The sequence below is a fragment of the Tautonia sociabilis genome (assembly GCF_003977685.1).
GTDB lineage: Bacteria > Planctomycetota > Planctomycetia > Isosphaerales > Isosphaeraceae > Tautonia > Tautonia sociabilis.
The window spans coordinates 25,932-49,653 of the sequence record NZ_RYZH01000016.1; the positions used below are offsets into that span (position 1 = coordinate 25,932).

Below are 23,722 nucleotides of genomic sequence, written 5' to 3' on the forward strand. Positions count from 1 at the left end.
GGCGGTTGATGATGGGGCCGTTTTGTGAACGGCCCCCCAGGTTGCACTAGGCATTGGTGCAACCAATCAAGCTTCGCGGGCGTGTGAGTGCGCTGATAGGCAGGCGAGCCTGGTTTCAGGCTCCATGCCCACCCACCTAGACCCGAAATCGGCCCGACACCGAACAAAAAAAGTTGGAACGGCCTCTGGGCTGGCCGGACGGGCCGCGGTCTTCCGAGGCGCGGGGGGCTCCCGCTCTTCGGCCCGGCTCCGGGACCGCCGCGAGGGGGGGGGTGGCGCATCCCGTGGCCTGGTCGTTCCTAATTTCGCTCGACAAAAAAAATTCCACCGCCGCGTGCTGCGCGGTATCGTCGGAAGTCGGGCCGCATGGCGGAGGATGCGGTCACCGGGCCGACTGCACAGTAAGGCGTCCTTGTGTTCTCAAGAACAATTGATTTGACACAACGCATCCGCACGTGCACCTTATCACCGCGCTGATGCTGTGTTGCGGATGGCATTCTGAAGCCAGCATGGATGGCTGGGCGTCTGGATGCGAGCATCCTCTTCTGGTCTGCAGTTAATTTGAATACATCATCGCGGACTTGCGGCACACCTCGTCCCCCGGAAGGCGGACCTGAGGGGTGGTTGCTGCAGGGTGGGGCATCCCCCGTCCGGCCCCCGAGCTCGCGAGGGAGTGAATCACCGATGCCAAGAACCTCAAAGCCCCCAACCGTCGGCGCCTTGAAGTCGCTGTTGGGCGAGGCCCGGAGCGGTTGCCCGCGATCGCGTGCCGAGTTGTTCGAATTGTGCCGGGCCTACCTGCTGCTAATCGCCAACCACGAGATGGAGCGCAAGCTGCGTTCCAAGGCGGGCGCCTCCGACATCGTCCAGGAGACGATTCTCGACGCCTATCACGGCTTCGAGCGGTTTCGCGGCAAGAGCGAGGCGGAGTTCTATGCGTGGATGCGTCGCATCCTGAAGAACAACCTCGCCAATTTCTCCCGAAGCTACCGGGAGACACGCAAGCGGCACGCCAACCTGGAGATCTCGATCGAGGACGCCTTCGACAACGGCTGCGATCCGGCTGACGACAGTGAGTCCCCTAGCGGCGTGGCGATCCGCCACGAGCTCGAGCGGGACATCGGCCGATACCTCGGCCAGTTGCCCAGCCACTATCGTGAGGTCCTCCTGCTCCGGCACTGGGAGGAGTTTACCTTCGAGGAGATTGCCGCTGTCACCGGCCGCTCCGTCGACGCCTCGAGGCAGCTCTGGTGGCGTGCCGTGGACCGCCTCTCCAAGCTCCTCGACGCCGAACGCGTGGGCTCGTCCCGCGCCGACGCCTGATCGGACCCGCCCGGAAACCGACGGAGGTACCGGGTCCATGGCCTCTCCATCCCGACACTTGAAGTTGTGGTTCTATTCGTATTTAAAGGCGTTTGGGATCTCCGGGAGCCCGGGCGGACCGGCGCCCGATCCGGACGCCCCCGACGCCTTCGGGGAGAAGCTCCGGAGGGCCGAGTACGCCCTGCGTTGGCTCGAGCGCCGCCGACCGCGCCGCGCCCGGGAGGACGTGGCTCCCACGGACGCCGACGGGCTCGCCGCGCTGAGTTTCCCGCTCGACCTGGGCCCCTTCCGGGTGCTCCGGGAACTCGGGAGGGGGGGCTTCGGCGTGGTCCTGCTGGCGCACCGCATCCCCGACGGGCCGCTGCAGGCTCTCAAGCTCCCCCGCCCCGAGTTTCTCGTCTCCGACGAGATGCTCGAGCAGTTCCACCTGGAGGCTCGCGTGGCGATGATGTTCGACCACCCGAACCTGATCCGAGTCTCCGAGGTGGGAACGATCGGGCCTCTGCACTACATCTGCTCCCCTTACTACCCGGGACCGACCCTCGCCCAATGGCTGGAGTCTCGGGGCGGCCCGGTCCCGATCGCTGACGCGGTGGCGATCATCGCTGACGTCGGCGAGGCGCTCCAGCACGCGCACGACCGCGGCGTCCTGCACCGCGACCTCTCGCCGCACAATATCATCCTCGTCTCCGCCGTGCCTTCCTGGCGTCATCGGGGAGAGCATGCCGGCGCGGGTTCCCGGGAGGGCCTGCATCCGATGCTTGGCGACTTCGGCCTCTCCCGGCCGATGGGTCAGGGGGACGTTCCTCCCGAGGGGCTGATCGGCGCCCTCGGCTACCTGGCGCCGGAGGAGATCGACCCCTCGCTCGGAGAGGTCGGGCCGGCCTCGGACCTCTTCGCTCTCTGCGCGGTCTTCTATGAATTGCTCACCGGTGCCCCCTTCCGGCCGGTCTGGCACCGGAAACCGGACCTTCGCCAGTTGGTCCGGGAGCGGCCGATCCCCCCGCGGGCCCTTCGCCCCGACCTCCCCGAGTCCCTGGAGGAGATCTGTGTTCGCGGCCTCGCCGAACGACCCTCCGATCGCTTTCCCTCGATCGGTCGCTTCGTCCAGGCGCTCCGCCAGTTCGATCGGGCCGATTATCCCTCGGGGGGGTAACGCGGTCGGTGTCGTGGCGCCCAGGACGGGCGTCCTCGGGCAGGGAGGCTCCCCGGGGCGTGATGGCCCCGGTCGTGAAGGGAGTTGGATCCCTATCGGGCGGGTCGTTGGACCATCGCCCTGAGATTGCCTTACGAATCGTCATGAATTGAGGAGTGCAACGATGATGCCCCCCTTCCGGACGGTAGCCCCGACGCCGAGGCGACGCTCCCGCAACCGCCCCCTCGCGCCCGAGCCGCTTGAGACGAGGACGCTCCTTGCCACCATCTCGGGACGGACGTTCGAGGATCTCGACGGCGACGGTGTGGTGGATCCCGGCGAGGCCGGTTTCGCCGGCCGCTCGGTCTTCATCGATCTCGATCGCGACGGGCTGCGCGGCGAGGGCGACCTCACCGCGGTGACCGACTCCTCCGGCAATTTTCGATTCGATGGGCTGGCCCCGGGCGGATATCTCGTCCGGCAGGTTCCCGATCCCGGCTTCCTCTTCACCAATCCGTCGACCGGGACGCGGGGCGTCCTGCTCACCAGCCCGTCCTCGGTTGCATCGAATCAAAACTTCGGCAGTCGTCTCGACACGCGGGGCACCGGTCGAGTCACCGGCATGCTCTACGAGGATCTCAACGAGAACGGCTTCCGGGAAGCGGGAGAGCCTGGCCTCGCCGGGTTGACCGTGTTCGCCGACCTCAACGGCGACAGCCACCTCGACGGCAACGAGCCGAGCACGGTCTCCGACTCCTCGGGCCAGTACTCCCTGATCCTCCCCGTCGGCAGCCTCTACCAGATCCGAGAGGATGTCCCTTCGGGCTGGGCGCTGTCGCAGCCGACCGAGACCTTCTACTTCGCCCCGATCTTCTCCGAGACGACGGTTCCCGGCCGAGACTTCGGCAACATCCGAGGAGGGGGAGGCGGGGATCCCGGCCCCGGCGCCACCACGATCAACGGCGTTGTCTTTGAGGATCTGAACGGCAATGGCGTCCGAGACGGCGTTTCCGAGCCGGGCCTCGCGGGCCGCACTGTCTTCATCGATACCGACGACGACGGCCTTCTCGATGCGGGCGAGGTCAGCACCCAGACCGCCGCCGACGGCAGCTATACCCTCGGCGTCGACCCGGGGACCTCCACCGTCGCGATTGTGGTGACGCCCGGCTTCGAGCCCACGTCGCCGACCTCGGTCGAGGTGACCGTCGGCCCGATGCAGAACATCCTGGGGGTGAACTTCGGCCTCCGGGCGATCACCGGCCTGACGATCTCGGGCACCGTCTTCCGGGACCTCGCCAACTTCGGCTCCCGCGACCCCGACGAGCCGGGCCTGGCCGACTTCCGCGTGTACCTCGACATCAACCACAATCAGGCCTTCGACGCTGGCGAGCCGAGCGTCCTGTCTCAGGCCGACGGCGGCTACACGCTCGTCGTCACGGTCGACCCCGGGCTCTACCTGCTCCGGCAGGAGCCTCGTTCCGGCTACCGCCTGACCACCCCCCCGGCAGGCTTCTACCTGCTGAATCTCCAGGACGGCATGCCGGTCACCGGGCAGGACTTCGGCAACCTCCGGCTTGCCTCGTCCTCGGGGAGCCTCGCCGCGCTGGTCCCGCCCGACGCCGAGCCGGACGCCCTCCCTGATGCGACCCAGCCGTTGAGGGCTACCGATCCTGCCGATGAGCCCGTTCCGATCGATCCGGGTGCCGGCCGGGCCGCGGTCGTCCCCGTCTCCTCGACGAGCCTGCCCGACGCGGATCGGGTCGATGCCCTCCTCGGGGATGCCCCCGGCGCGTCGGTCCCGGTCTGGGAGGGAGGACGGCTGCGATCGCCGATCGACTGGGATGACCTGCTCGGGTGAGGAACGCCCCGGAGGGTCGGTCGGCCGGGACGCCTGCGATGGCCTCCCGGCCGACCCCCGCCGGCTCCGGCCCCTCCGGGGGCGTCGGCGATCATTCCGGCCAGGAGCGCCCTCCGGAAACCCGGACTCCCCTGGCCAGGGTGTGCAACCGATCGAAGAACGGCCGGGGGAACCGCCGGCCCGACTCCAGCACAAGCAGCCGCCCCGTCCTCGCGAGCGACCGGGTGGCTCGAGCATCGAGCCCCCGCACCTTCCCCTCTCCTCGGGACCCGGCCCCGGCGACCGGGACACTCCTTCGAGGACGAACCGACCCGATGGCCTTCGCGGAGGAAGCGGAACGATGGACAGGAGGGCCGCTCCGAATCGCGACGGCTCCCGTTCCCCCCTCGGCCGGGAGGGGCATGGTGCCAACCGGATCCCCGGCGACCTGGCGGACGATCGCGACGCTCGCCGGGCGCTTCGAGGACTCCAGGGCCTGAAGGCCGCCGATCGGGGCCTGGAGCGGCAAGGCCCTCCCCGTTTCCCCGAAGCGGTGGAACTGGACGCCAAGGTCCTCGCCGGTCGGGCCTCGGAGGCTGATCAGCCAGTCGGCGGTGGCGGGGCGGAAGACGGCCAGGTCGGCCACGCCGTTGCCGTCGTAGTCGGCCGGCACCGGGAGGTCGCGCAGGTCCGTGTCGCCGAATCGGAAACGCATGGCTCCGATGGCCGATCCGTCGGCGTCTCGGAGGCTGATCAGCCAGTCGGCGGTGGCGGGGCGGAAGACGGCCAGGTCGGCCACGCCGTTGCCGTCGTAGTCGGCCGGCACCGGGAGGTCGCGCAGGTCCGTGTCACCGAAGCGGTACACCCGGGCCTGCAGCAGGGCGCCCCCGGCATCTCGGAGCACGATCAGCCAGTCGGCGGTGGCGGGGCGGAAGACGGCCAGGTCGGACACGCCGTTGCCGTCGTAGTCGGCCGGCACCGGGAGGTCGCGCAGGTCCGTGTCGCCGAATCGGGCGATGCTCCGGGCCAGGTTGGGAGCGGGGCCGGCGCTGAGGTTGCTCATCCAGATGGCGCTCTCCGACTGGAAGACGCTGAGGTCGTCGATCCGATCCCCGTCGAAGTCGTACCCTCCTCCGATCAACCACAGTTCGATCGTTTCGCTGATCGCGGTGTTCCCCGCCTCGTCCTCTACCGTCGCCCGGAACCGGGCCAGCCCCGCCCTGGAGCGTGTCGTCCGGACCGCGAAGGAGCCATCCGGCCCGGCCACTGTCGTCCCGACGACGTCCCCCAGCTCGTCCTGGAGCCGGACCGTCGCCCCGGGGTCGGTGACGCCGATGATCGCCGGATGGCGATTCGAGGTGCGGGCATCCCCGACGACCCCCGTATCATCCGAACCCGCCAGGGTGAGCGACGGGATGGCGATCGTCGTATCCACGATCACCGCCCCCAGGACGGCGGCCGGGCCGGCGTTGCCGGCGGCATCAATCTGGCGGAGGGAGAAGGAGTACGAGCCGTCGGGCAGCGGGCCGGGGTCGGTCAGGGTGCCGGGGCCCACTCGGGAGGCGACGACGACGCCGTCGCGCAGCAAGTCCACCCGGGCATTGGGCTCGGCCCCCTCGACGAGGAAGCCGGGGGTCCGGGATCGGGTCAGGGTCCCCCCGGCCGAGGGGGTCCCCCCGGTCGGGGCGGCCGAGGGGGAGTCGGGCGGGGTGGTGTCGACGAGGACCGTTCCGGCGACGGCGGCTGGTCCAATGTTGCCGGCGGCGTCGACCTGGCGGAGGGAGAAGGCATAGGAGCCGTCGGGCAGCGGGCCGGGGTCGGTCAGCGTGCCCGGCCCCATTCGCGAGGCGACCACTGCGCCGTCGCGCAGCAATTCCACGGCCATCTCCGCACCGACTCCCATCACCTCGAACGACGGACTCGCCGATTGCACCAGGATGATCCCGTTGATCACGGGACCGGGAGGGGGCATGGGAACCGGCGGCTCTTGCGGAGGAGAGGTGTCGATCACGACGGTCAGCGCCGGGCCGGCCGGGCCGATGTTGCCGGCGGCGTCGACCTGGCGGAGGGAGAAGGCATAGGAGCCGTCGGGCAGCGGGCCGGGGTCGGTCAGGGAGCCGGGGCCCACTCTCGAGGCGACCATGGCTCCGCCTCGAAGCAACTGGATGGTTGCCCCGATCTCGACCCCCGAGACCTCGAAGGTTGGCGCGTTCGAGCGGGTCAGGATCGTCCCGCCGACGGAGACGCCGCCGACCAGGCCCCCAATGGGCAGCGGGGCCGGGGCCGTTGTGTCGACGACCACCGATCCTGCCGCCGACTCCGGGCCGATGTTGCCGGCGGCGTCGATCTGGCGGAGGGAGAAGGAGTACGAGCCGTCGGGCAGCGGGCCGGGGTCGGAGAGGGGGCCGGGGCCCACTCTCGAAGCGACGACCACGCCGTCGCGCAGCAGGTCCACCTGGGCATCGGGCTCGACATGATTGCCCACCGTGAACGCCGGGGAGGAGGATCGGACCAGGGTCACTCCCCCGATCGTGGCCCCTCCGATCGGGACGGGTACCGGTGGGGCCTGCGGAGGAGAGGTGTCGACGATGACGGTCATCGCCGGGCCGGTTGGGCCGATGTTGCCGGCGGCGTCGACCTGGCGGAGGGAGAAGGAGTACGAGCCGTCGGGCAGCGGGCCGGGGTCGGTCAGGGGGCCGGGGCCCACTCGGGAGGCGACGACCACGCCGTCGCGCAGCAAGTCCACCCGGGCATTGGGCTCGGCCCCCTCGACGAGGAAGCCGGGGGTCCGGGATCGGGTCAGGGTCCCCCCGGCCGAGGGGGTCCCCCCGGTCGGGGCGGCCGAGGGGGAGTCGGGCGGGGTGGTGTCGACGAGGACCGTTCCGGCGACGGCGGCTGGTCCAATGTTGCCGGCGGCGTCGACCTGGCGGAGGGAGAAGGAGTACGAGCCGTCGGGCAGCGGGCCGGGGTCGGTCAGGGAGCCGGGGCCCACTCTCGAGGCGACCACGGCTCCGTCACGCAGCAATTCCACCCGGGCCCCCGGCTCGACGTTGCTGACCGCGAATGCCGGCCTAGTCGACTGGGTGACGATCCCTCCTTCGACGGAGTCCCCTTCGGCGTCCCCTTCGACGATGAACGACACCTGCGGGGCCGGCGGAGCCTCGGTATCGACGGTGATCGACAGCGGCGGGCCGGGTTGTCCCAGATTGCCGGAGGCGTCTCGGGCCCGGACTCGGACGGAGCGGCTTCCATCGGGGAGATCGTTCGGGAACTGGACGACGAATCGCCCTTGCTCGTCGGCGAGCGATTCCGTCAGCTCGATCCCGTTCTCGTCGATCAGTTCCACAATCGCACCGGGCTCGGTGATTCCAGTGAGCCTCGGCCTCCGAACCGCCGTCAGGCCGTCGCCGATGGCCCCGGTGTCGTCCGCTTCGAGCAGCATGAGCAGGGTCGGGGCCGAGGGAGGATTCAGGTCGATCCCCGGCGGCAGGTGATCGTTCTCGATGTTCAGGTTGGTGAAGGTCACCGGCTCGAATGGCTCGACGAAGCGCAGAGTGTCGGTGAGCGAGCCGCCGTTGACCGTGTCTCGGCCCAGGCCGACGACCAGGATGTTCAATCCCGCCCCGTCCTGGAGGAAGTCGGAACCGGGGCCGCCGTCGAGGTAATCGTTGCCGGTGTCCCCGATCAGCAGGTCGACTCCCTCTCCTCCTTCCAGCAGGTCGTCGCCGTTGCCGCCGACGAGCGAGTCGGAGTGCTCGCCGCCGGACAGGGTATCGTTCCCGTCGCCGCCGAGGATCAGGTCGTGCCCGTCGCCCCCCTGGACGGAATCCGCCCCCGGGCCCGCGTCGATCGAGTCGTCTCCATTCCCGCCGAGGATCCAGTCCGGGCCTCCTCCGCTCCAGATCGTGTCGTCCCCGTCGCCGCCGAGGACGGTCTCGGCGAACAGTTCCAGCACGGTCCCCGAGACGAGGAAGTCCGAGCCCGCCTCGCCCACCACAAGGTCCGGGCCGTTGCCCCCGTTGATCGTGTCATTCCCGTCGCCGCCGAAGAGCTGATCGGCGCCGTCCTCCCCGTCGAGGAAATCGTGCCCTTCCCCGCCGTGGACGGTGTCGTCTCCCAGGCCGGCGAACAGTCGATCGTGGCCTCGGCCTCCGTCGATGAGGTCATTCCCCGAGCCGGCCTCGACGGTATCGGCGCCGTCCCCGGCCTCGATCACATCGTCTCCCTCGCCCGAATCGATCGCGTCGTCTCCGGATCCCGAGCGGATGGTGTCGTTGCCGAGGCCACCGACGATGTCGTTCCCGCCGCCCCCGACGACGATGAGGTCGTCACCTCCCCCGGCGTCGATCTCGTTCCGGCCGTCCCCGGCGAGGATCGTGTCGGGGCCCGATCCGCTGACGAGCGTATTCCGCCCCGCTCCCAGGTCGATCAGGTTCGAGCCATCGCCAGCGATGACCGAGTCGTCTCCCGAGCCGGCGAGCACCACATCGTCGCCGGAGCCGGAGAGGACCGTATCGTTGCCATCGCCCGCATCCAGTTCGTTGCGGCCGTCTCCGGCGTCGATCAGGTCGTCTCCCGAGCCCCCCAGGACCGTGTCGGCGCCGCCTCCGCAGAAGACGGTGTCCGGACCATCTCCCGAGGAGATCCAGTTGTCCCCGGTGCCGCCATCGATCGAGTCCCGGCCGGAGCCGGTGGTGATTCGGTCGTTGCCGGCGCCGCCCTCGATCTCGTTGCGGCCGCCTCCGGCGTCGATCTCGTCGTCGCCGTCCCGGGCGATGATCGTGTCATCCCCCTCCCCGGCGACGATCGTGTCTGCGCCGCCGAGCAGCATCCCGGCCACCATCACTCCCAATCCCCCGTCGACCCGGTTCTGGCCTGGCCCCGCGTCGATCGAGTCGTTGCCGGCCCCGCCGTCGATGGTGTCGTTGCCGGCTCCCCCGACGATCGTGTCGTCGGCCCCCACCAACTGGTCGCCGTCGACGATCCCGCCGCCTCCGGAGAGCACGTCGTTGCCGTCTCCGCCGTCGATCAGGTCCGGACCCAGTCCGCCGACGATCGAATCCTCTCCCAAACCCCCGCGGAGCACATCGGCCCCGGCGCCGCCGATGATCGTGTCATTGCCTGCGTCCCCGTCGATCTCGCTTTCCCCCTGGAAACCCACCAGGGCGGAGAGGTCGACGAAATCGTCCCCCCCCTTCACCTGGACGACGATCGAGCGGATGCGATCCGGGGTCGTGGGCAATGTGAACGACGCGCGGTCCACGATGACAACCGTCGACTGCAGCAGCGGATACGCGAGCACGATGTTGGAGGCGTCATCCCCCAGGATCCGCAGGGTCGTGCCATCGAAGAACACCTCGGAGAGCAACGCCCTCCGCTCCAAGGGCTCACAGGCCGGCCTCCTCCTCCGCAACCCTCTCCCCCGACGATGGGATCGATTCGCTCGCTCGCTTGCTTTCATCAGGGGTGACTCCTTCAGTCGCTATGGCCACGTCCCCGAAACCGCCCTCAGGCGATCTCGACGAGACCTCGAACGCCACCGCGAGGCGGAACACCGGTCGAACGCAGGGGAGGCCGGCTCGCTCCGTCATCCACAGTGCCACTGGAGCGGTCTTCCGAGCACACCGACCGGGAAGGCATGCACGCTCTTCATTGAGCGCGTGGTGTCGTTCACACAACCAACCCGCTATCAACTTTCCAGAGCCCGGTGATGATCGTCAATGTAAACGGAAAAATTTACCATTGTTCCTGACGCGAGGATGACCAAAATCAACGCGAGTTTATCGAAATAAAAAGATCGCCAGGTTTCGAGAACGGGTCTTAGACTGCCATTGTACGCGAGAACGGTGTCCCGGCCCGGCCGTCAGCACGCCCGGCTCCGATCGACGGACTATGACGATGTTGCGGCGAAGCGAGCCGCTGTCCCGCCGGGGCCCAGGTCCGAAGGCTGACCGCCGTCAGCCAAATTAGGCTGATTCGGTCGCTTCCTTGTGCGGTGTTCCCCGAGGTTGGTGTCATCGGCTTGAATCGAGCAGACGAACGGTTCCGGCCCTCCTGGGAGGTCGGACAGTTCGCCCCAGCCGGCATCCTCGGCGTGATCGTCGCTGGGGATGGGGCTGCTCGGCGACGGCCCGATCGATCCGGGGATCCCGGTCCCGAGCCCTCCCGACTCGGGACCGCCCAAGGTCAGACGGAGGAGCCGTCGCCGAGCGGCTCGACCCGGGACCGGGAGCGACCCGGCGACGAGAGGCGGGAAAGGCGAGTCGATCCGGCCTGGAGACGGCGGCGGAGCGTCGAGAGGACCCGCCGGGGAGCGGCCGGTCAAGGCCTTCCGATCCGCGCCTCCGGCTGAGGGGGTCGAGGCCGGTCGGCGCGATCGGGGGGCTCGGGAGCGGGAGCGGGTACGGAAGGAGGGATCAACCCCCGGTGAGGTCGGGCACGACGAACGGTTCTCGGTAGTCGCGTCGCGACAGGGCGTTGGCGGCGTCGGCGAGGTCGCCGACGAATCGGCCTTGCTCCTCGTCGAAGCGGACCCAGGGTCCGAGGGTGGCCGGAGTGTCTGCGAGGTCGACGCCGTTCTCGCTCAGATACGCCCGGCAGCGCTCGAAGGCGTCGGCAAGCTCGGTGTTGCCCGAGGTCGCGGCCCGGATCGCCTCGAGGTTGGCCTGCTCGCCGAGCCGATGGGAGACGTTCCCCATGTGGCAGCAGGCCGTCGAACGATGCCCCTCGATCGCCTCGGCGGTCAGGTCGCCCGTCGCTCGGCTCCGGATGGCGTCGAGGAAGGAGGAGAGGTGGGCGCGCTCGATCGCCCCGGCGTTGTCGCCTCCCTCCAGGTCCTCGATCTTCTTCCCCTGGTGGTCGTAGAAGGCTCCGCCGCCGGAGTCGCCGGCGAAGTAGCCCTCCTCGCAGTCGATCACGATGCCACCGTTCAGCCCCCGGAACTTGCCGGTCGAGAACGGCCGGTTGCCGGCGCTCACGTTGCGGACCTCGCAGAGCAGCGGGGCGGGCTGATAATCCAGCAGAGCGATCTGGGTGTTGGCCGTCTCGCCGCAGTCTCGGAAGGCGAACCGCCCGCCGATGCTCATGGCGCGGGGAGGGGTCCGATCCTGGCCCAGGGCCCATCGGCAGACGTCGATGACGTGGATGCCGTTGTTCCCCAGCTCGCCGTTGCCCGTGTCCCAGAACCAGTGCCACTCGTAGTGCAACTGCTTGCGCCGGAGCGGTCCCTTCGGGGCCGGGCCGCACCAGAGGTCGTAGTCCACGGTTGCTGGTGGCGGGGTGGGGGCGTCGACCGTCCCGATACCGTCGCGGGGCCGGTACACCAGGGCGTGGGCAAAGCGGATGCTCCCAAGCTCTCCGAGGTTCAGCCGGTCGATCACCCCTCGGAGGAACGGGCTCGACCTCCTCTGAGTGCCGACCTGGACCATGCGGCCGTACTTGCGGGCGGCCGCCACCATCTGCCGGCCCTCCCACAGGTCGTATGAGAAGGGCTTCTCGATGTAGACGTCCTTGCCCGCCTGGCAGGCCCAGATCGTCGCCAGCGCGTGCCAGTGATTCGGCAAGGCGATGACGACCGCGTCGACGTCGGTGCGGTCGAGGACCTCGCGGAGGTCGCGATGCGAGGAGACCGTTTCCCCGTGCTTGCCGGCGGCGTCGAGCTCTCGGTCGAGATGCTCCTGATCCGCGTCGCAGAGTGCGACGATCCGGACCCCGGGGATTTCGCGGAGCCGGCCGATGAGTTGATGGCCCCGACCGCCCACGCCTCCGACAGCCGTTGTCGAGCCCAGGCCGAGGACCGCGACGTTCACCGTCTCGTTGGGGGAGTTCGGCCGGGCCCCGGCGCTGATCGTCAGCCGAGGCATCCCCAGCGCCAGTCCCGCCGACATCGAACCTCTCAGGAAGCTCCGGCGTGGGATCGGTTTCATGGCCCTGCTCGCCGTGGTCTGGGGGACGTTGGACAGGAAGACGGACGCCCTGCGTCTTGGGTGGGGCGCGATCGCAAGGGGATCGGCCCACGACCGAGCCTAGCCGGTTTGCCGGGTGCCGTCGAGTCACCACCCAGCGTCGGCGCGTTGTCCCTTGGCTGGGGCCCTTCTCCTCGGCCGAGGCCGGCCCGGGGGTTGCGACCGGAGATCCCGGGGCTTATGATCGCGTGGAGTCGATCCGCAAATCCCATCGGTTGCTGATCTCACTGCACTTCGATTCGATCGGCGAGGAATTCCCCCCATCATGTCGGGCCCGGGTGGCGGGCGGCCGGGGTTGGCCGCCTCGTTCTTCATCGTGGGGATGCTCGTCGGGGTGGGCGTCGCCACCTCGGGATTCGTCCTCTTCGAGCGTGCCCGAGGCAGGGACGACGGGAGGGCACAGCGCCGCCTCGTCCTGAAGCTCGGCCACGGGCTCGATACCGGACACCCGGTCCACGAGGCGATGCAATTCCTGGCGGACCGGCTGGCGGAGAAGTCGGCCGGGGGCATGGTGATCGAGATCTTCCCCAACGGCCAGCTCGGCTCGGAGACCGAGTGCATCGAGCAGGTCCAGCGGGGGGCCCTGGCGATGACGAAGTCCTCGACGGCGCCGCTGGAAGGCTTCGTGCCGGAGATGGCGGTCGTTGGCATCCCCTACCTGTTCCGAGACGGCGAGCACCTGTGGCGGGTGCTCGAGGGGCCCATCGGCCGGGGGCTGTTGCGGGCGGGAGAGGGGCAGGGACTGCGGGGGCTCTGCTACTACGACGCCGGCAGCCGGAGCTTCTACACCATCGACCGGCCCGTGCTCTCCCCCGACGACCTGAGCGGCCTGAAGATCCGGGTCCAGCCGAGCCGGACGGCGCTGGAGACGGTCGAGGCGCTGGGGGGCTCCCCGACGCCGATCCCCTTCGGCGAGCTGTACACCGCGCTGGCCCAGCGGCTGGTCGACGGTGCCGAGAACAACCCCCCGAGCGTTCTCACCAGCAGGCATGCCGAGGTCTGCAAGCATTACGCGCTGGACGAGCACAGCGCCGTGCCCGACGTGCTGCTGATCGGAACCCGGGCCTGGGAGGCGCTCTCTCCGATCCAACGGCGATGGCTCCAGGAGGCGGCCGACGAGTCGGTCGCCTACCAGCGCGAGCTCTGGGCCCGGGCGACCGCCGAGGCGCTGGCGGAGATCGAGCGCCAGGGCGTGACCATCCACCGCCCCGACCGCTCCCTGTTCGCCTCCCGGGTCGAGCCGATGCACCGGGAGTACCTCGGCACGGCGGTGGGCGACCTGATCGAGCAGATCAAGCAGGCCGAATGAGTCGCACCATGCGGAAGGCCCTCAGCGCGCTGGCGGGTGCCCTGGCCCTCGGGCTGGAGGCGGCGGTCATCGGGGCGTTCGCCGCCCTCGTGCTGGTGGTCCTCTGGGGGGTTGGCAGCCGGTTCGTGCTCAATGCGCCCAGCCGGTGGACGGAAGAGGTGGCGATCTTCCTGCTCATGTGGGTCGCGTTGCTGGGGGCGGCGGTCGCGTTCCGGAGGCGGCAGCATCTGGGGGTCGACGCGCTGGTCGGCGTGCTGCACCCGGCCGCCCGGCTGCTGCTCGCGATGGTCGGGCAGGTGCTCGTCGCCGTCTTCGCCCTGGCCGTGCTCATCGTCGGAGGGGCCGTGCTCGTTCGGGAGACGCTCGAGGCGGGCCAGGTCACGCCGGCCACGGGGTTGCCGATGGGGTACGTGTACCTCGCGGCGCCCATCTCCGGCGCGTTCATCCTTCTGTTCGCCGTCGAGCGGTTCGTCGGGCTGGCCCGGGCCGGCCTCGGCCCCGATCCCGGGCCGGCCCCTCCCCTCCCCGACGCCGAAGAGGGCCCCTAGGCGATGGACGCCCCGCTGCTGATCCTCCTGGTGTTCTTCGTCCTGCTGACGGCGATCGACCTGCCCGTCGCCGTGGCCATCGCCCTGGCGACGCTGATGGCGACCCTCTCGCTCGCCGATCTGCCGGCCTGCTACATCGTGGCGCAACGGATGTCGATCGGCATCGCCAGCTTCCCGCTGCTGGCCATTCCCTTCTTCATCCTGGCGGGAGAGCTGATGGGCCGGGGGGGGATCGCCCGCCGCCTGATCGACTTCTCCCTGGCGCTGATTCCCAGCCGCCGGGGAGGCCTGGCGTATGTGAACACGATCACGTGCATGCTTTTCGGGGCGATCTCCGGCTCGGCGACGGCGGCCGTCTCCTCGATCGGAGGCATCATGATTCCCGAGATGGAGCGGCAGGGAGAGGACCGCCGCTCTGCCGTCGCGCTGACGACCACCGCCGCCACGACCGGCCTGCTCATCCCGCCGAGCAACATCATGATCGTCTACGCGGTGGCCGCCGGGAATGTCTCGGTGGCCGCCATGTTCGCCGCTGGCCTGTTGCCCGGCCTGCTGGTGGGGGGAGCGATCCTCGCCGTTTGCGCTCTCGCTCGACGTCGGGCCCCCCTCCCCAGGACGACGGACCGGGAGGACGACGGGTCGCGGTTCGCCCTGGGGCGCATCGTCTCGACCGGGGTTCGGGCCGCCCCCGGCCTCTCCCTGGTCGTGCTGGTCCTGACGGGGATCCTCCGGGGATGGTTCTCGGCGACCGAGGCCTCGGCCATCGCCGTGCTGTACGCGTTCCTGCTGGCGGTCGTCTTCTACCGGACGGTCCGGCTGCGGGAGCTGCCCGCGATTCTCCTGCGGTCGGGCACCATGACCGGCGTGGTCTTCCTGCTCATCGGCACCAGCCAGGCGATGAGCTGGATCCTCACGTATGAGAATGTTCCCCAGTCGGTCGGCGAGGCGATGCTCGACGCCTCGACCAGCGGGATCGTCATCCTGCTGATGATGAACGCGATCCTCCTCCTGGTCGGCGCGGTGATGGACATGACCCCGGCGGTCCTGATCTTCACGCCTCTCTTTCTGCCCGTCGCCGAGCGGCTGGGGGTGGATCCGGTCCACTTCGGCGTCATGATGGTCGTCAACCTGTGCATTGGCCTCTGCACTCCTCCGGTCGGGACCTGCCTGTTCGTGGGTTGCTCGGTCGGCCGGATCGGCATTGCCGAGGCGATCCGGCCGATGGTCCCCTTCCTGCTGGCCATGCTCGCGGCCCTGGCCCTCATCACCGCCTGGCCGGCTATCACGCTGTGGCTGCCCGGGGCGCTCGGACTGGATTGACCCCTGAAGATCGACGCCATGCCTCCTCCCTCGGATCGGATCGAAGCCCTTCGCCGCGAGGCGGCCCGGCGCACCGGGGCCGAGCCCTCCCGCATTCGAGTCGTCCGAGCGCCGTACCGGATTTGCCCGATCGGCGCCCACATCGACCACCAGCTCGGGCCGGTCACCGCGATGGCGATCGATCGCAGCGTGCTGCTGGCCTTCGCCCCGTCCGGCTCGAGCCGGGTGCGGCTGGAGAGCCTCGACTTCGAGGGCATGGTCGAGTTCTCCCTGGACGACGTGCCTGGCCCGACGCCGGGAGACTGGGGGAACTTCCCCCGAGGCGCCGTCCTGGCCCTGCGACACCGGCGGCACGAGGTGGGGCAAGGGATCGTCGGTGTGGTCGCCGGAGAGCTGCTCGGCGGCGGCGTCAGCTCGTCGGCCGCGGTCGGCATCGCCCTGCTGCTGGCGATCGAGGCGAGCAACGGACTGGACCTCTCGTCCGGGGAGAACATCGCGCTGGCCCGGTCGATCGAGAACGACTACCTCGGCCTTCGGAGCGGCATCCTCGACCAGGCGGCCATCCTGCTCTCCCGACTCGGGCACCTGACGCTCATCGACTGTGCTTCGGGAGAGCACGAGCACATCCCTTCCCCGGCGTCGATGCCCCCGTTCCGGATTCTGCTCGCCTACTCGGGCCTGCGCCGGGCCCTGGTGGGCACCGACTACAACCGCCGGGTGGACGAGTGCGCCGAGGCCGCCCGGACGCTGCTCTCGGCCGCCGGCCGAGGAGAGGCCGGAGCGGTCCTCGGTCACCTCTCGGCCGACGAGTACGCCGCGTTCGGCCATCTTCTGTCCGGTCCCCCGGCCCGCCGAGCCGCCCACTACTTCTCCGAGGTCGACCGCGTCCGCCGAGGAGTGGCCGCCTGGCGGATGGGGGACCTGGCCGGCTTCGGGGCCCTGATGACGGCCTCGGGGGAGAGCTCGATTCGCAATTACGAGTGCGGGAGCCCGCCGCTGATCGATCTGTATGAGATCCTTGTCGCGACCGAGGGCGTCCTCGGCACCCGGTTCAGCGGCGCCGGCTTCCGAGGCTGCTGCGTGGCCCTCGTCGATCCCGAGGACGCCGATCAGTCCGCTGCCCGGGTCCGAGCGTCCTACTCCCGGCGCCGTCCGGAGCTGGCCGCAGATGCCCCCGTCGTGCTCTGCGACCCCGACGACGGCGCCGGATTCGTCGATTGACCCCTCGAAGGATGCGGGCCTCCTCCCCATGATCGACCCGAACCGTTCGTCCTTCGGCCCCGACCGCCCGCTCCCCCGCTCGATCGCCATCGCGGGGGCCTGGGGCTACATCGGCCGCAAGTTCCTCGACGTGGCGCTCTCTCGGGGCCTGACCGTGTTCGTCTTCGACCCCGGCCCGGCTCCCGACGACATCGACCTCGGCCGGCTGACCCGGATCGATCACGAGGCCGACTTCTACCGAGTCGATGCCGACCTCGTCCACCTCGCCGTCCACCCCGAGCACCGTCGGCTCGACCTGCTGCTCGACCGAGAGCGGCCCCCGCTCATCCTCAACGAGAAACCAATGGCCGAGCCCGGCCGCCCGGAGCATTGCCGTCGCGTCGTCGAGGACGTCGCCGCCTCCCCGGCCGTCGTCCTGTACGACTTCCCCGAGCTGTTCGACCCGCTCTCGGCGAGGATCCTGGAGTACCTCGGCCGGTTTCGGGAGGTTCGCATCGACGAGGTCGTCCTCCAGCGCTCGAAGGACCGGGAGGATCCGGCCATCCCCCGCAACGCCAAGCGGATGGTTTCCATCCAGTATCAGGAATCTGTGCACTGCCTGGCCTTCGTGCTGTACCTGCTGGCCGCGGTCCAGGGCGGGACCGATCGCGTCCTGAACGGCGGCGTCCGACTGGTCGGCCGGGCGGAGCGCTACTCCCCTCCGAATCCGGAAGCCTACCCCCACGCCGTCGACGGGAGGTGCCGCTACCGGATGTTCCTGGGAGGCGTGCGAGTCGAGGGGAGCACCAACTTCAAGCGCCATGCCGAGTGGGCGAAGCGGCGCCTGATCCGAGGCGTCGGCGACGGGGAACCGTTCGAAATCGACGTCTCGTTCCTGGAAGGAAAGAAGGACTTCCGCATCAACGGCCGCGACCAACCCTGCGACCCGGCCGCCAGCTCCTATCAGCATGTCCTCGAGACGGCGACCCGATGGTCCCGGCAGTTCGACCGCTCCCAGTTGATGGGGGGGCTCTTTCCCAATCCGGCGTTCACCCTGCTCACCTACCAGCTCTCCGCCGCGCTCTGGCGGAGTTGCCGAGAGCGGGAGGCGATCGCCATTGAATCCGCGGACCGCCTCCGGTCGTGGGACGCCGGGTTCGATCCCGACCTCGCTCCCCTCGCCGATGACGGCGAACTCGACGAGCCCTGGGTCTGATCGCCCAGGGCCTTGTCAGGCCCGCCCCAGGAGCCCAAGCTGGGGGCCGGGCCCGGGGCCCCGTTCTCCCCATCGCCGAGGAGCCCGATCGGAGGAACCCGAACCGATGCGATCTCGACTCCTGCTCGCCTTGCTTCTCCTGCCGGTGTCGCTGACCGCCTTCGGTCAGGGGTCCGACGAGGGCGGCGCGGCCCTCGGCCCGATCTCCGCTCAGGATCCCTAGACGCTCTCCCGGGAAGCCCGGGAACGGGGGGACGCCCAGCGAGGAGCCCTCGTCTTCGCCCGTCCCGAGCTGAATTGCCGGCAATGCCACCTTGTTGGGGAGGAGTCCGGCCTCGGCCCCGACCTCTCCCGGCTCGGCGATGACCTCAGCGCGGCCCATCTCGTCGAGTCGATCCTCCGGCCTTCCGCCGACATCCGGGAGGGGTATCAGACGGTCCAGGTGGCGACCCGGGACGGCCGGGTGCTCACCGGGCTGCTGGCGGAGGAAACCCCTGATCGGATCGTCCTGCGCGATGCCCAGGGGGAGGAGATCACGGTCCCTCTTGCCGAGATCGAGGAGCGTCGGCGAGGCGAGTCTTCCCTGATGCCGGATGGGTTGGTCGAGACGCTGGCCTCGCCCCAGGAGTTCCTCGACCTGGCCCGGTACGTGATCGAGGTGGCCGAAGGGGGGCCGGATCGCGCCCGGGAGCTGGAGCCCGATCCAGCCGCCATCGCGGCCCTCCGGGCGCTGCCCGAGTACGAGGCCCGGGTCGACCACGCCGCCCTGATCGCCGAGTGGGACGTCGAGAGCCTCGAGCGCGGCCGGGCGATCTACGAGCGGGTCTGCGCCAACTGCCACGGGACGCTCGACCGCGAGGGATCGCTGCCGACCTCCCCCCGGTTCGCCTCGGCCGAGTTCAAGAACGGCGCCGACCCGCTGGGACTGTACCGCACCCTGACCCGAGGCTTCGGCCGGATGATGCCGCAAAGCTGGATGGTCCCCCGGCAGAAGTACGACGTGATCCACTATCTGCGAGAGGCATACCTGCGCGAGCACAACCCGACGCGATACGTCGAGGTCGATGCCGCCTACCTCGCCGGGCTGCCCGAAGGGGATACCCGGGGACCGGAGCCGCCGAGCATCGAGCCCTGGGTGGCGATGGACTACGGGCCGGTGATGATGCACACGATCGAGGTCGGCCGGGACGGCTCGAACATCGCCGCCAAGGGGATCGCCGTGCGGCTCGACCCGGGCCCCGGAGGGATCTCCCGCGGTCATCACTGGGTGGTCTACGAGCACGACACCCTGCGCCTGGCGGGAGCCTGGAGCGGATCGGGGTTCCTCGACTGGAACGGCATCCAGTTCAACGGCCGGCACGGCGTCCACCCGAGGGTGGTCGGGCGGGTCGAGGCGGCCAACCCGACCGGACCGGGCTGGGCCGGCCCGGAGGCCCTCGGCTTCGACGACCCCCGGCCTCTCGCCCGAGACGGGCGCCCCTATGGCCCGCTCCCCCGAGACTGGGCCCGATACCGAGGCCTGGCCCTGCACGGCTCGCAGGCGATCCTCTCCTACGACGTGGGTCGGGTCCCCGTCCTGGAGACCCCCGGCCTGGTCGAGACGGCCCTCGGCCCGGTCATTACCCGGTCCTTCGAGCTCGGTCCCCGCCCCGACGACCTGCTGCTTCAGGTGGCCCACCTTTCGGGCCGGGACGTCCGGCTCCGGCCGGTCGAGGGCCATCCCTCGGCCGTCATGCTCGGGCCTGAGGAGGCCGAGCCTCCCGGTGGACTCCTGTTTGACGGCGCCTCGAGCGTCGAGATGGGGGAGGCCCCCGAGCTGGATGTCTCGGCGGGCGATCGGACGATCGCCGCCCGGATCCGGACGACCGAGGGAGGCACGATCTTCGCCAGCGCTCCCGGCGAGGGGAACTGGGCGCCCGGCTCCCAGGCCCTGTTCGTGAGGGGGGGACGTCTGGTCTTCGACATCGGCTGGGAGGGGGCCGTCGCGTCGAACCGGGAGGTCGACGACGGACGCTGGCACGATATCGCACTGACGTATGAAAATGATTCGGGTCGAGTTCGGCTCTTTATCGACGGCAATCCCGACGCCGAGGGCCGGCTGCGGGCTCCGGAGCGGCCCGAGCCTGGAGGGAGAGTCGTTCGGCTGGGCTTCGCGTCGCCCGACTTCCCCGGGCCGGATCCGTATTTCCGGGGTCGGATCGAATCGGTTCTCGTCTTCGGTCGAGTCCTGGGAGACGAGGAGATCCGCCGGCTCCCCTCGTCGCCTTCCCCCGGGCCGGTGCTGGCTGATTGGAGGCCGGACCAGGCTGAGGCCAAGGCTGAGGGGGACGCGGTCCCCGACCGGACTGGCTCGGGGCTCGACGGCGTCGTCCGGCTCGGGCCGGCGTCGCTCGAGCGGGCCGATCGGGTGGTGGCTGGGTGGGAACACTCCGGGGGTGAGGGGCTGGAATGGGTCGAGGCCGCCTCGGGGGACCTGAGACTGCGCATCCCGGCCGGGCCCGAGCCGCTCCGCTTCGTGCTCTGGTTCGCCGGGCCGTCTCGGGAAGTCGACCCCCTGGCGCTGGCCGACTCGGTGCGGATCGGACCCCCCGGCGATCTGAGATCGCTCACCGACGGCGGGCCGAGGAGATGGCCGGAGGAGATCGTGACCCGGGCCGAGGCCGGGGAGGACGACGGCCCCTTCGCCGTCGACGTGCTCACGCCCCCGGACGCCAACCCCTGGAACGCCCAGGTCCGCTGCTCGGGGCTGGACTTCCTGCCGGGAGGCGACTCGGCCGTTCTCTGCTGCTGGGACGGCGACATCTGGCGGGTCGACGGCCTATCGGACGCGTCCGGGGAGCTGCGCTGGAGGCGGATCGCGTCGGGCCTGTTCCAACCCCTGGGGATCAAGCTCATCGGCGGGGAGATCTACGTGACCTGCCGAGACCAGATCGCCATCCTCCGCGACCGAGACGGTGACGGCGAGGTCGACTTCTACGAGAGCTTCAACAGCGACCACCAGGTCACCGAGCACTTCCACGAGTTCGCCACCGGGCTGGACACCGACGACGAGGGGAACCTCTACTACGCCAAGGCCGGCCGCCACGCCGCCGAGGCCCTGGTGCCGCACCACGGGACGCTGCTCCGGGTCAGTCCCGATGGCAGCCGCACCGAGATCGTCGCCACCGGCTTCCGCGCTCCCAACGGCGTGCTGGTCAACCCCGACGGCACCTTCTTCCTCACGGACCAGGAGGGGCACTGGACGCCGAAGAACCGGATCAACTGGGTGCGAGAGGGACGCTTCTATGGTTACATGTGAGGCTACCACGAGATCGATGATCCCTCCGACTCAGCGATGGAGCCCCCGCTCTGCTGGATCACCAATGCCATGGACCGCTCCCCCGGAGAGCCGATCCGGGTGGACAGCCCCTCCTGGGAGAGGCTCAACGGCGCCCTGTTGAACCTCTCCTACGGGACCGGCCGGATTTTCGTCGTGCCTCACGAGCGGGTTGGCGACCTGATGCAGGGGGGCGTCACCCCCCTGCCAATCCCCTCCATGCCGACTGGAGTGATGCGGGGCCGCTTCCACCCGGAGGACGGCCACCTGTACGCCTGCGGTATGTTCGCCTGGGCCAGCGATCGCCAGCAGCCGGGAGGCTTCTACCGGATCCGGGCCACCGGCCGTCCCGTGTTCGCGGTCGTCGGCCTGCACGCCCGGCCGGGGGGCCTGGATCTCTCGTTCAGCGACCCGCTGGACCCCGAGTCCGTCTCCGACCCTTCCCGCTTCTCCGCCTCCGTCTGGTCGCTTCGCCGGACGGCGCGCTACGGCTCCGAGCACGTTGACGAGCACCCCCTCGCCGTCACCTCCGCCCTCCTGGACGACGACGGCCGGACGATCCATCTGACCATCCCCGAACTGGCCCCGACCCAAGGCCTGGAGCTCCGCTTTTCGATCGCCGGCGCCCAGGGCGACCCCGCCCAGGGAGTCGTCCACGCGACGATCCACCACCTCGGCCCGTGAGGGCATCTCGGCCCGACCTCATCCGATCCGTCCGATCCCCTGCGATCTCGCCTTCTGGGTCCATTCGTCCAGGCGTCGAGGCTCCGGCTCCCGAGGGAGTCGCTCGGTTCGAATCAGGGCAGGGGCATGGAGAACGGGTTCGACGGGGGAGCGTCGGTGGTCGAGGAGGCCGGGGGCAGTAGCGGGGGGCGGCCGATGGCGTGATAGAGCCGGAACTGGGCCCGATTGTAGTCCAGCACCGCCTCCAGGGAGTCGGTTCGGGCCTGGACCAGGGCCTGGATCGGCTGGAGGACCTCGATCGGGCGGGTGGCGCCGGGGAGGCGGGCGCCTCGTCGGATATTGGTGAGGTTCAGCTCCAGGGAACGCTGCGCGTCGGGCAGTTGCCGGGCGGCGCGGTCCATCCGCCGGAGGGCGGCCAGCCGGGCCTTGTCGGCCCGAACCACCTCGGCCGCCACCAGGTCCTGTGTCTGGACGAGGCGGAGGACGGCCTCCTGCCGCTCGGCGTCGCTGCGGCGGATCCGGGCGTGGTCGCCGAGCCCGAGGTGCTCGATTGTCCAGAAGAGGTTTACGTCGGTGTCGAACCGGCCGTCGAAGTTGCCGAAGAAGGAGTTCGATCCGCCGCCGAACCCGCCGGCCGAGGTGCGCAGGGCCAGGCTCGGGATGATCGGCCGGAGCTTCGCCTGCTTCAAGCGAACGAGGGTGGCCTCGACCAGTGCCTGGTACTGGGCCAGCTCCGGGCGGTTCTGGAGGCCGGCCACGATCAGGTCATCCACCGGGCAATCGTCGGCCACCAGGCGGAGCACCGACTCGGGCGGCTCGATCGGGGCGACGACGATTCTCGGGTCGAGCCGGGTGCGGCGGACCACCTCGGCCGAGGCGATCTCCAGGGCGCCGACGGCGTCCTCCACCTCCACCTGGCGACGTTCCAGCTCGGCCAGGGCGCGGCGGTGGTCGGCCTCCAGCCCGGCGCCGGTGCGGGCGAACGAGCCGGTCAGCTCGGCCAGCTCCTCGGCGTGGCCGACCGCCTCTCGGGCGATCTGGAGCCTCCCGGCGGCAAGCTGCAAGTCGAGGTACGCTTCGGCCAGGCCGAGCAGCGCGTCGTTGGTCGCGCTGGCGACTCCTGCCCGTTCGGCCTGGACCACCTGGCGGGCGGCCAGTGGGGCGAAGATCGCGTCGGAGATGCGGATGACGGCCGTCGTGCCCGAGACCGGCGCCGGCCCTCCCGCCGGAATCGGCCCGGTGATCCCCTGGCCGAGGGCTCCGGTCGCCCCCAGGAACAGCGAGCTCTTGCTGATCTGGCGGACGGCCCCCTCGACGATCTGGGTGCTGCCGTCATGCCGGATCCAGTTGGGGCCGAGGAACAGGCTCGGCAACCAGAGGGCTCGGGCGTGGACCAGGTCGGCGACGGCCTGTGCCACCCGGGCCCGGGCGATCGCGATGTCCAGGTCCCTCGCGCCGGCCAGTCTCAAGGCGCCGGCCAGGTCGATTGGATAGATCACCTGCCCGGGCACCAGGGGCCTCCCCGGTTCGGGAGAGGGGAGCGCGGCAGGGAGCACGGGCGGGGCGATCCCATCGGGGGCCGCGACTTCCGGCGGGGGGATCATGGCGATCCTCCCCGACGCCCCCTCCTCGATGATCGGGTCGGCCGGGGGGACGGACTGCTGGCCGGTCGCGTGCCCTCCGAGAGCCCCTGCCGCCAGTAGGCACACTCCCACGATCGCCCGCGGCCGACCGCTCGCGGTATGCCACCCCTGGTCCATCACTCGGGCCCTCCCTGGCCTGCTCGGGATCGGGTCCGGCTCCCCCGACTCCTCCGGGGGCCCTGGGGCGCACCCCGGGACGAGGATCGACCGGCCGAGGGCCCCCCTCC

Annotated in this window: 13 protein-coding genes and 1 pseudogene; 11 read left to right on the forward strand and 3 right to left on the reverse strand. The window is 70.1% G+C overall.

The genetic code is table 11. The features are described from left to right. The first annotated feature begins 684 nt into the window (after positions 1 to 684). The 3 genes from TsocGM_RS09950 to TsocGM_RS09960 all read left to right on the forward strand — a co-directional run bounded on the left by TsocGM_RS09950 (position 685) and on the right by TsocGM_RS09960 (position 4,316). A complete protein-coding gene (locus TsocGM_RS09950) occupies positions 685 to 1,323 on the forward strand; it encodes a sigma-70 family RNA polymerase sigma factor (RefSeq protein ID WP_158633471.1) in 639 nt (212 codons plus the stop codon). A gap of 37 nt (positions 1,324 to 1,360) precedes the next feature. After that, positions 1,361 to 2,479, forward strand: coding sequence for a serine/threonine-protein kinase (locus TsocGM_RS09955; protein ID WP_126725167.1), 1,119 nt, complete (start codon positions 1,361 to 1,363; stop codon positions 2,477 to 2,479). Between the two features lie 163 nt (positions 2,480 to 2,642). After that, complete coding sequence (locus tag TsocGM_RS09960) at positions 2,643 to 4,316, forward strand: SdrD B-like domain-containing protein (RefSeq protein WP_126725168.1); 1,674 nt, start codon at positions 2,643 to 2,645, stop codon at positions 4,314 to 4,316. A 91-nt stretch (positions 4,317 to 4,407) separates the two neighbouring features. On the opposite strand, the gene TsocGM_RS09965 is transcribed toward TsocGM_RS09960, so the two are convergent. Continuing rightward, a complete protein-coding gene (locus TsocGM_RS09965) occupies positions 4,408 to 9,663 on the reverse strand; it encodes an Ig-like domain-containing protein (protein ID WP_158633472.1) in 5,256 nt (1,751 codons plus the stop codon). A gap of 1,048 nt (positions 9,664 to 10,711) precedes the next feature. After that, complete coding sequence (locus TsocGM_RS09970) at positions 10,712 to 12,220, reverse strand: Gfo/Idh/MocA family protein (protein WP_126725170.1); 1,509 nt, start codon at positions 12,218 to 12,220, stop codon at positions 10,712 to 10,714. A gap of 304 nt (positions 12,221 to 12,524) precedes the next feature. Between TsocGM_RS09970 and TsocGM_RS09975 the strand changes: the two genes are divergently transcribed. From TsocGM_RS09975 to TsocGM_RS10005, 8 genes and pseudogenes are all read left to right on the forward strand, one after another. Then, on the forward strand, positions 12,525 to 13,568 hold the full coding sequence (locus TsocGM_RS09975) for a TRAP transporter substrate-binding protein (RefSeq protein ID WP_199756747.1): 1,044 nt from the start codon (positions 12,525 to 12,527) through the stop codon (positions 13,566 to 13,568). Further along, complete coding sequence (locus TsocGM_RS09980; protein WP_126725171.1) at positions 13,565 to 14,116, forward strand: TRAP transporter small permease; 552 nt, start codon at positions 13,565 to 13,567, stop codon at positions 14,114 to 14,116. The genes TsocGM_RS09975 and TsocGM_RS09980 overlap by 4 nt, the downstream gene beginning before the upstream one ends. Positions 14,117 to 14,119: 3 nt before the next feature. Further along, a complete protein-coding gene (locus TsocGM_RS09985; protein ID WP_126725172.1) occupies positions 14,120 to 15,436 on the forward strand; it encodes a TRAP transporter large permease in 1,317 nt (438 codons plus the stop codon). A gap of 18 nt (positions 15,437 to 15,454) precedes the next feature. Further along, entirely contained in the window at positions 15,455 to 16,657 is a 1,203-nt protein-coding gene (locus tag TsocGM_RS09990) for a galactokinase family protein (RefSeq protein ID WP_126725173.1), read from the forward strand. A 28-nt stretch (positions 16,658 to 16,685) separates the two neighbouring features. Further along, positions 16,686 to 17,852 carry a P-loop NTPase family protein gene (locus tag TsocGM_RS09995; RefSeq protein WP_126725174.1) on the forward strand — a complete coding sequence of 389 codons (1,167 nt, stop codon included), beginning with the start codon at positions 16,686 to 16,688 and terminating at the stop codon, positions 17,850 to 17,852. 262 nt (positions 17,853 to 18,114) lie between these two features. Continuing rightward, positions 18,115 to 18,492 (forward strand): annotated as a pseudogene (locus TsocGM_RS27900) (DUF6797 domain-containing protein); the annotation flags it as partial. A gap of 18 nt (positions 18,493 to 18,510) precedes the next feature. Then, positions 18,511 to 21,150 (forward strand): DUF6797 domain-containing protein, encoded by a 2,640-nt coding sequence (locus tag TsocGM_RS27905; protein ID WP_391732093.1) that lies wholly within the window; start codon positions 18,511 to 18,513, stop codon positions 21,148 to 21,150. 36 nt (positions 21,151 to 21,186) lie between these two features. Next, positions 21,187 to 21,852 carry a hypothetical protein gene (locus TsocGM_RS10005; RefSeq protein ID WP_126725176.1) on the forward strand — a complete coding sequence of 222 codons (666 nt, stop codon included), beginning with the start codon at positions 21,187 to 21,189 and terminating at the stop codon, positions 21,850 to 21,852. Between the two features lie 113 nt (positions 21,853 to 21,965). Here TsocGM_RS10005 and TsocGM_RS10010 read toward each other — a convergent pair whose 3' ends face one another. Next, the gene (locus tag TsocGM_RS10010; protein ID WP_158633473.1) at positions 21,966 to 23,456 is read right to left on the reverse strand and encodes a TolC family protein; all 1,491 of its coding nucleotides are present in this window, start codon (positions 23,454 to 23,456) and stop codon (positions 21,966 to 21,968) included. Between the last annotated feature and the right edge of the window lie 266 nt (positions 23,457 to 23,722).

Bases quoted from the DNA above. Each gene is read 5' to 3' on its own strand.
- TsocGM_RS10010 (WP_158633473.1), bottom strand. From the start codon at position 23,456: ATGATCCCCCCGCCGGAAGTCGCGGCCCCCGATGGGATCGCCCCGCCC.
- TsocGM_RS09960 (WP_126725168.1), top strand. From the start codon at position 2,643: ATGATGCCCCCCTTCCGGACGGTAGCCCCGACGCCGAGGCGACGCTCC.
- TsocGM_RS09975 (WP_199756747.1), top strand. From the start codon at position 12,525: ATGTCGGGCCCGGGTGGCGGGCGGCCGGGGTTGGCCGCCTCGTTCTTC.
- TsocGM_RS09970 (WP_126725170.1), bottom strand. From the start codon at position 12,220: ATGAAACCGATCCCACGCCGGAGCTTCCTGAGAGGTTCGATGTCGGCG.
- TsocGM_RS09995 (WP_126725174.1), top strand. From the start codon at position 16,686: ATGATCGACCCGAACCGTTCGTCCTTCGGCCCCGACCGCCCGCTCCCC.
- TsocGM_RS10005 (WP_126725176.1), top strand. From the start codon at position 21,187: ATGGAGCCCCCGCTCTGCTGGATCACCAATGCCATGGACCGCTCCCCC.
- TsocGM_RS09980 (WP_126725171.1), top strand. From the start codon at position 13,565: ATGAGTCGCACCATGCGGAAGGCCCTCAGCGCGCTGGCGGGTGCCCTG.
- TsocGM_RS09950 (WP_158633471.1), top strand. From the start codon at position 685: ATGCCAAGAACCTCAAAGCCCCCAACCGTCGGCGCCTTGAAGTCGCTG.
- TsocGM_RS09955 (WP_126725167.1), top strand. From the start codon at position 1,361: ATGGCCTCTCCATCCCGACACTTGAAGTTGTGGTTCTATTCGTATTTA.
- TsocGM_RS09985 (WP_126725172.1), top strand. From the start codon at position 14,120: ATGGACGCCCCGCTGCTGATCCTCCTGGTGTTCTTCGTCCTGCTGACG.
- TsocGM_RS09990 (WP_126725173.1), top strand. From the start codon at position 15,455: ATGCCTCCTCCCTCGGATCGGATCGAAGCCCTTCGCCGCGAGGCGGCC.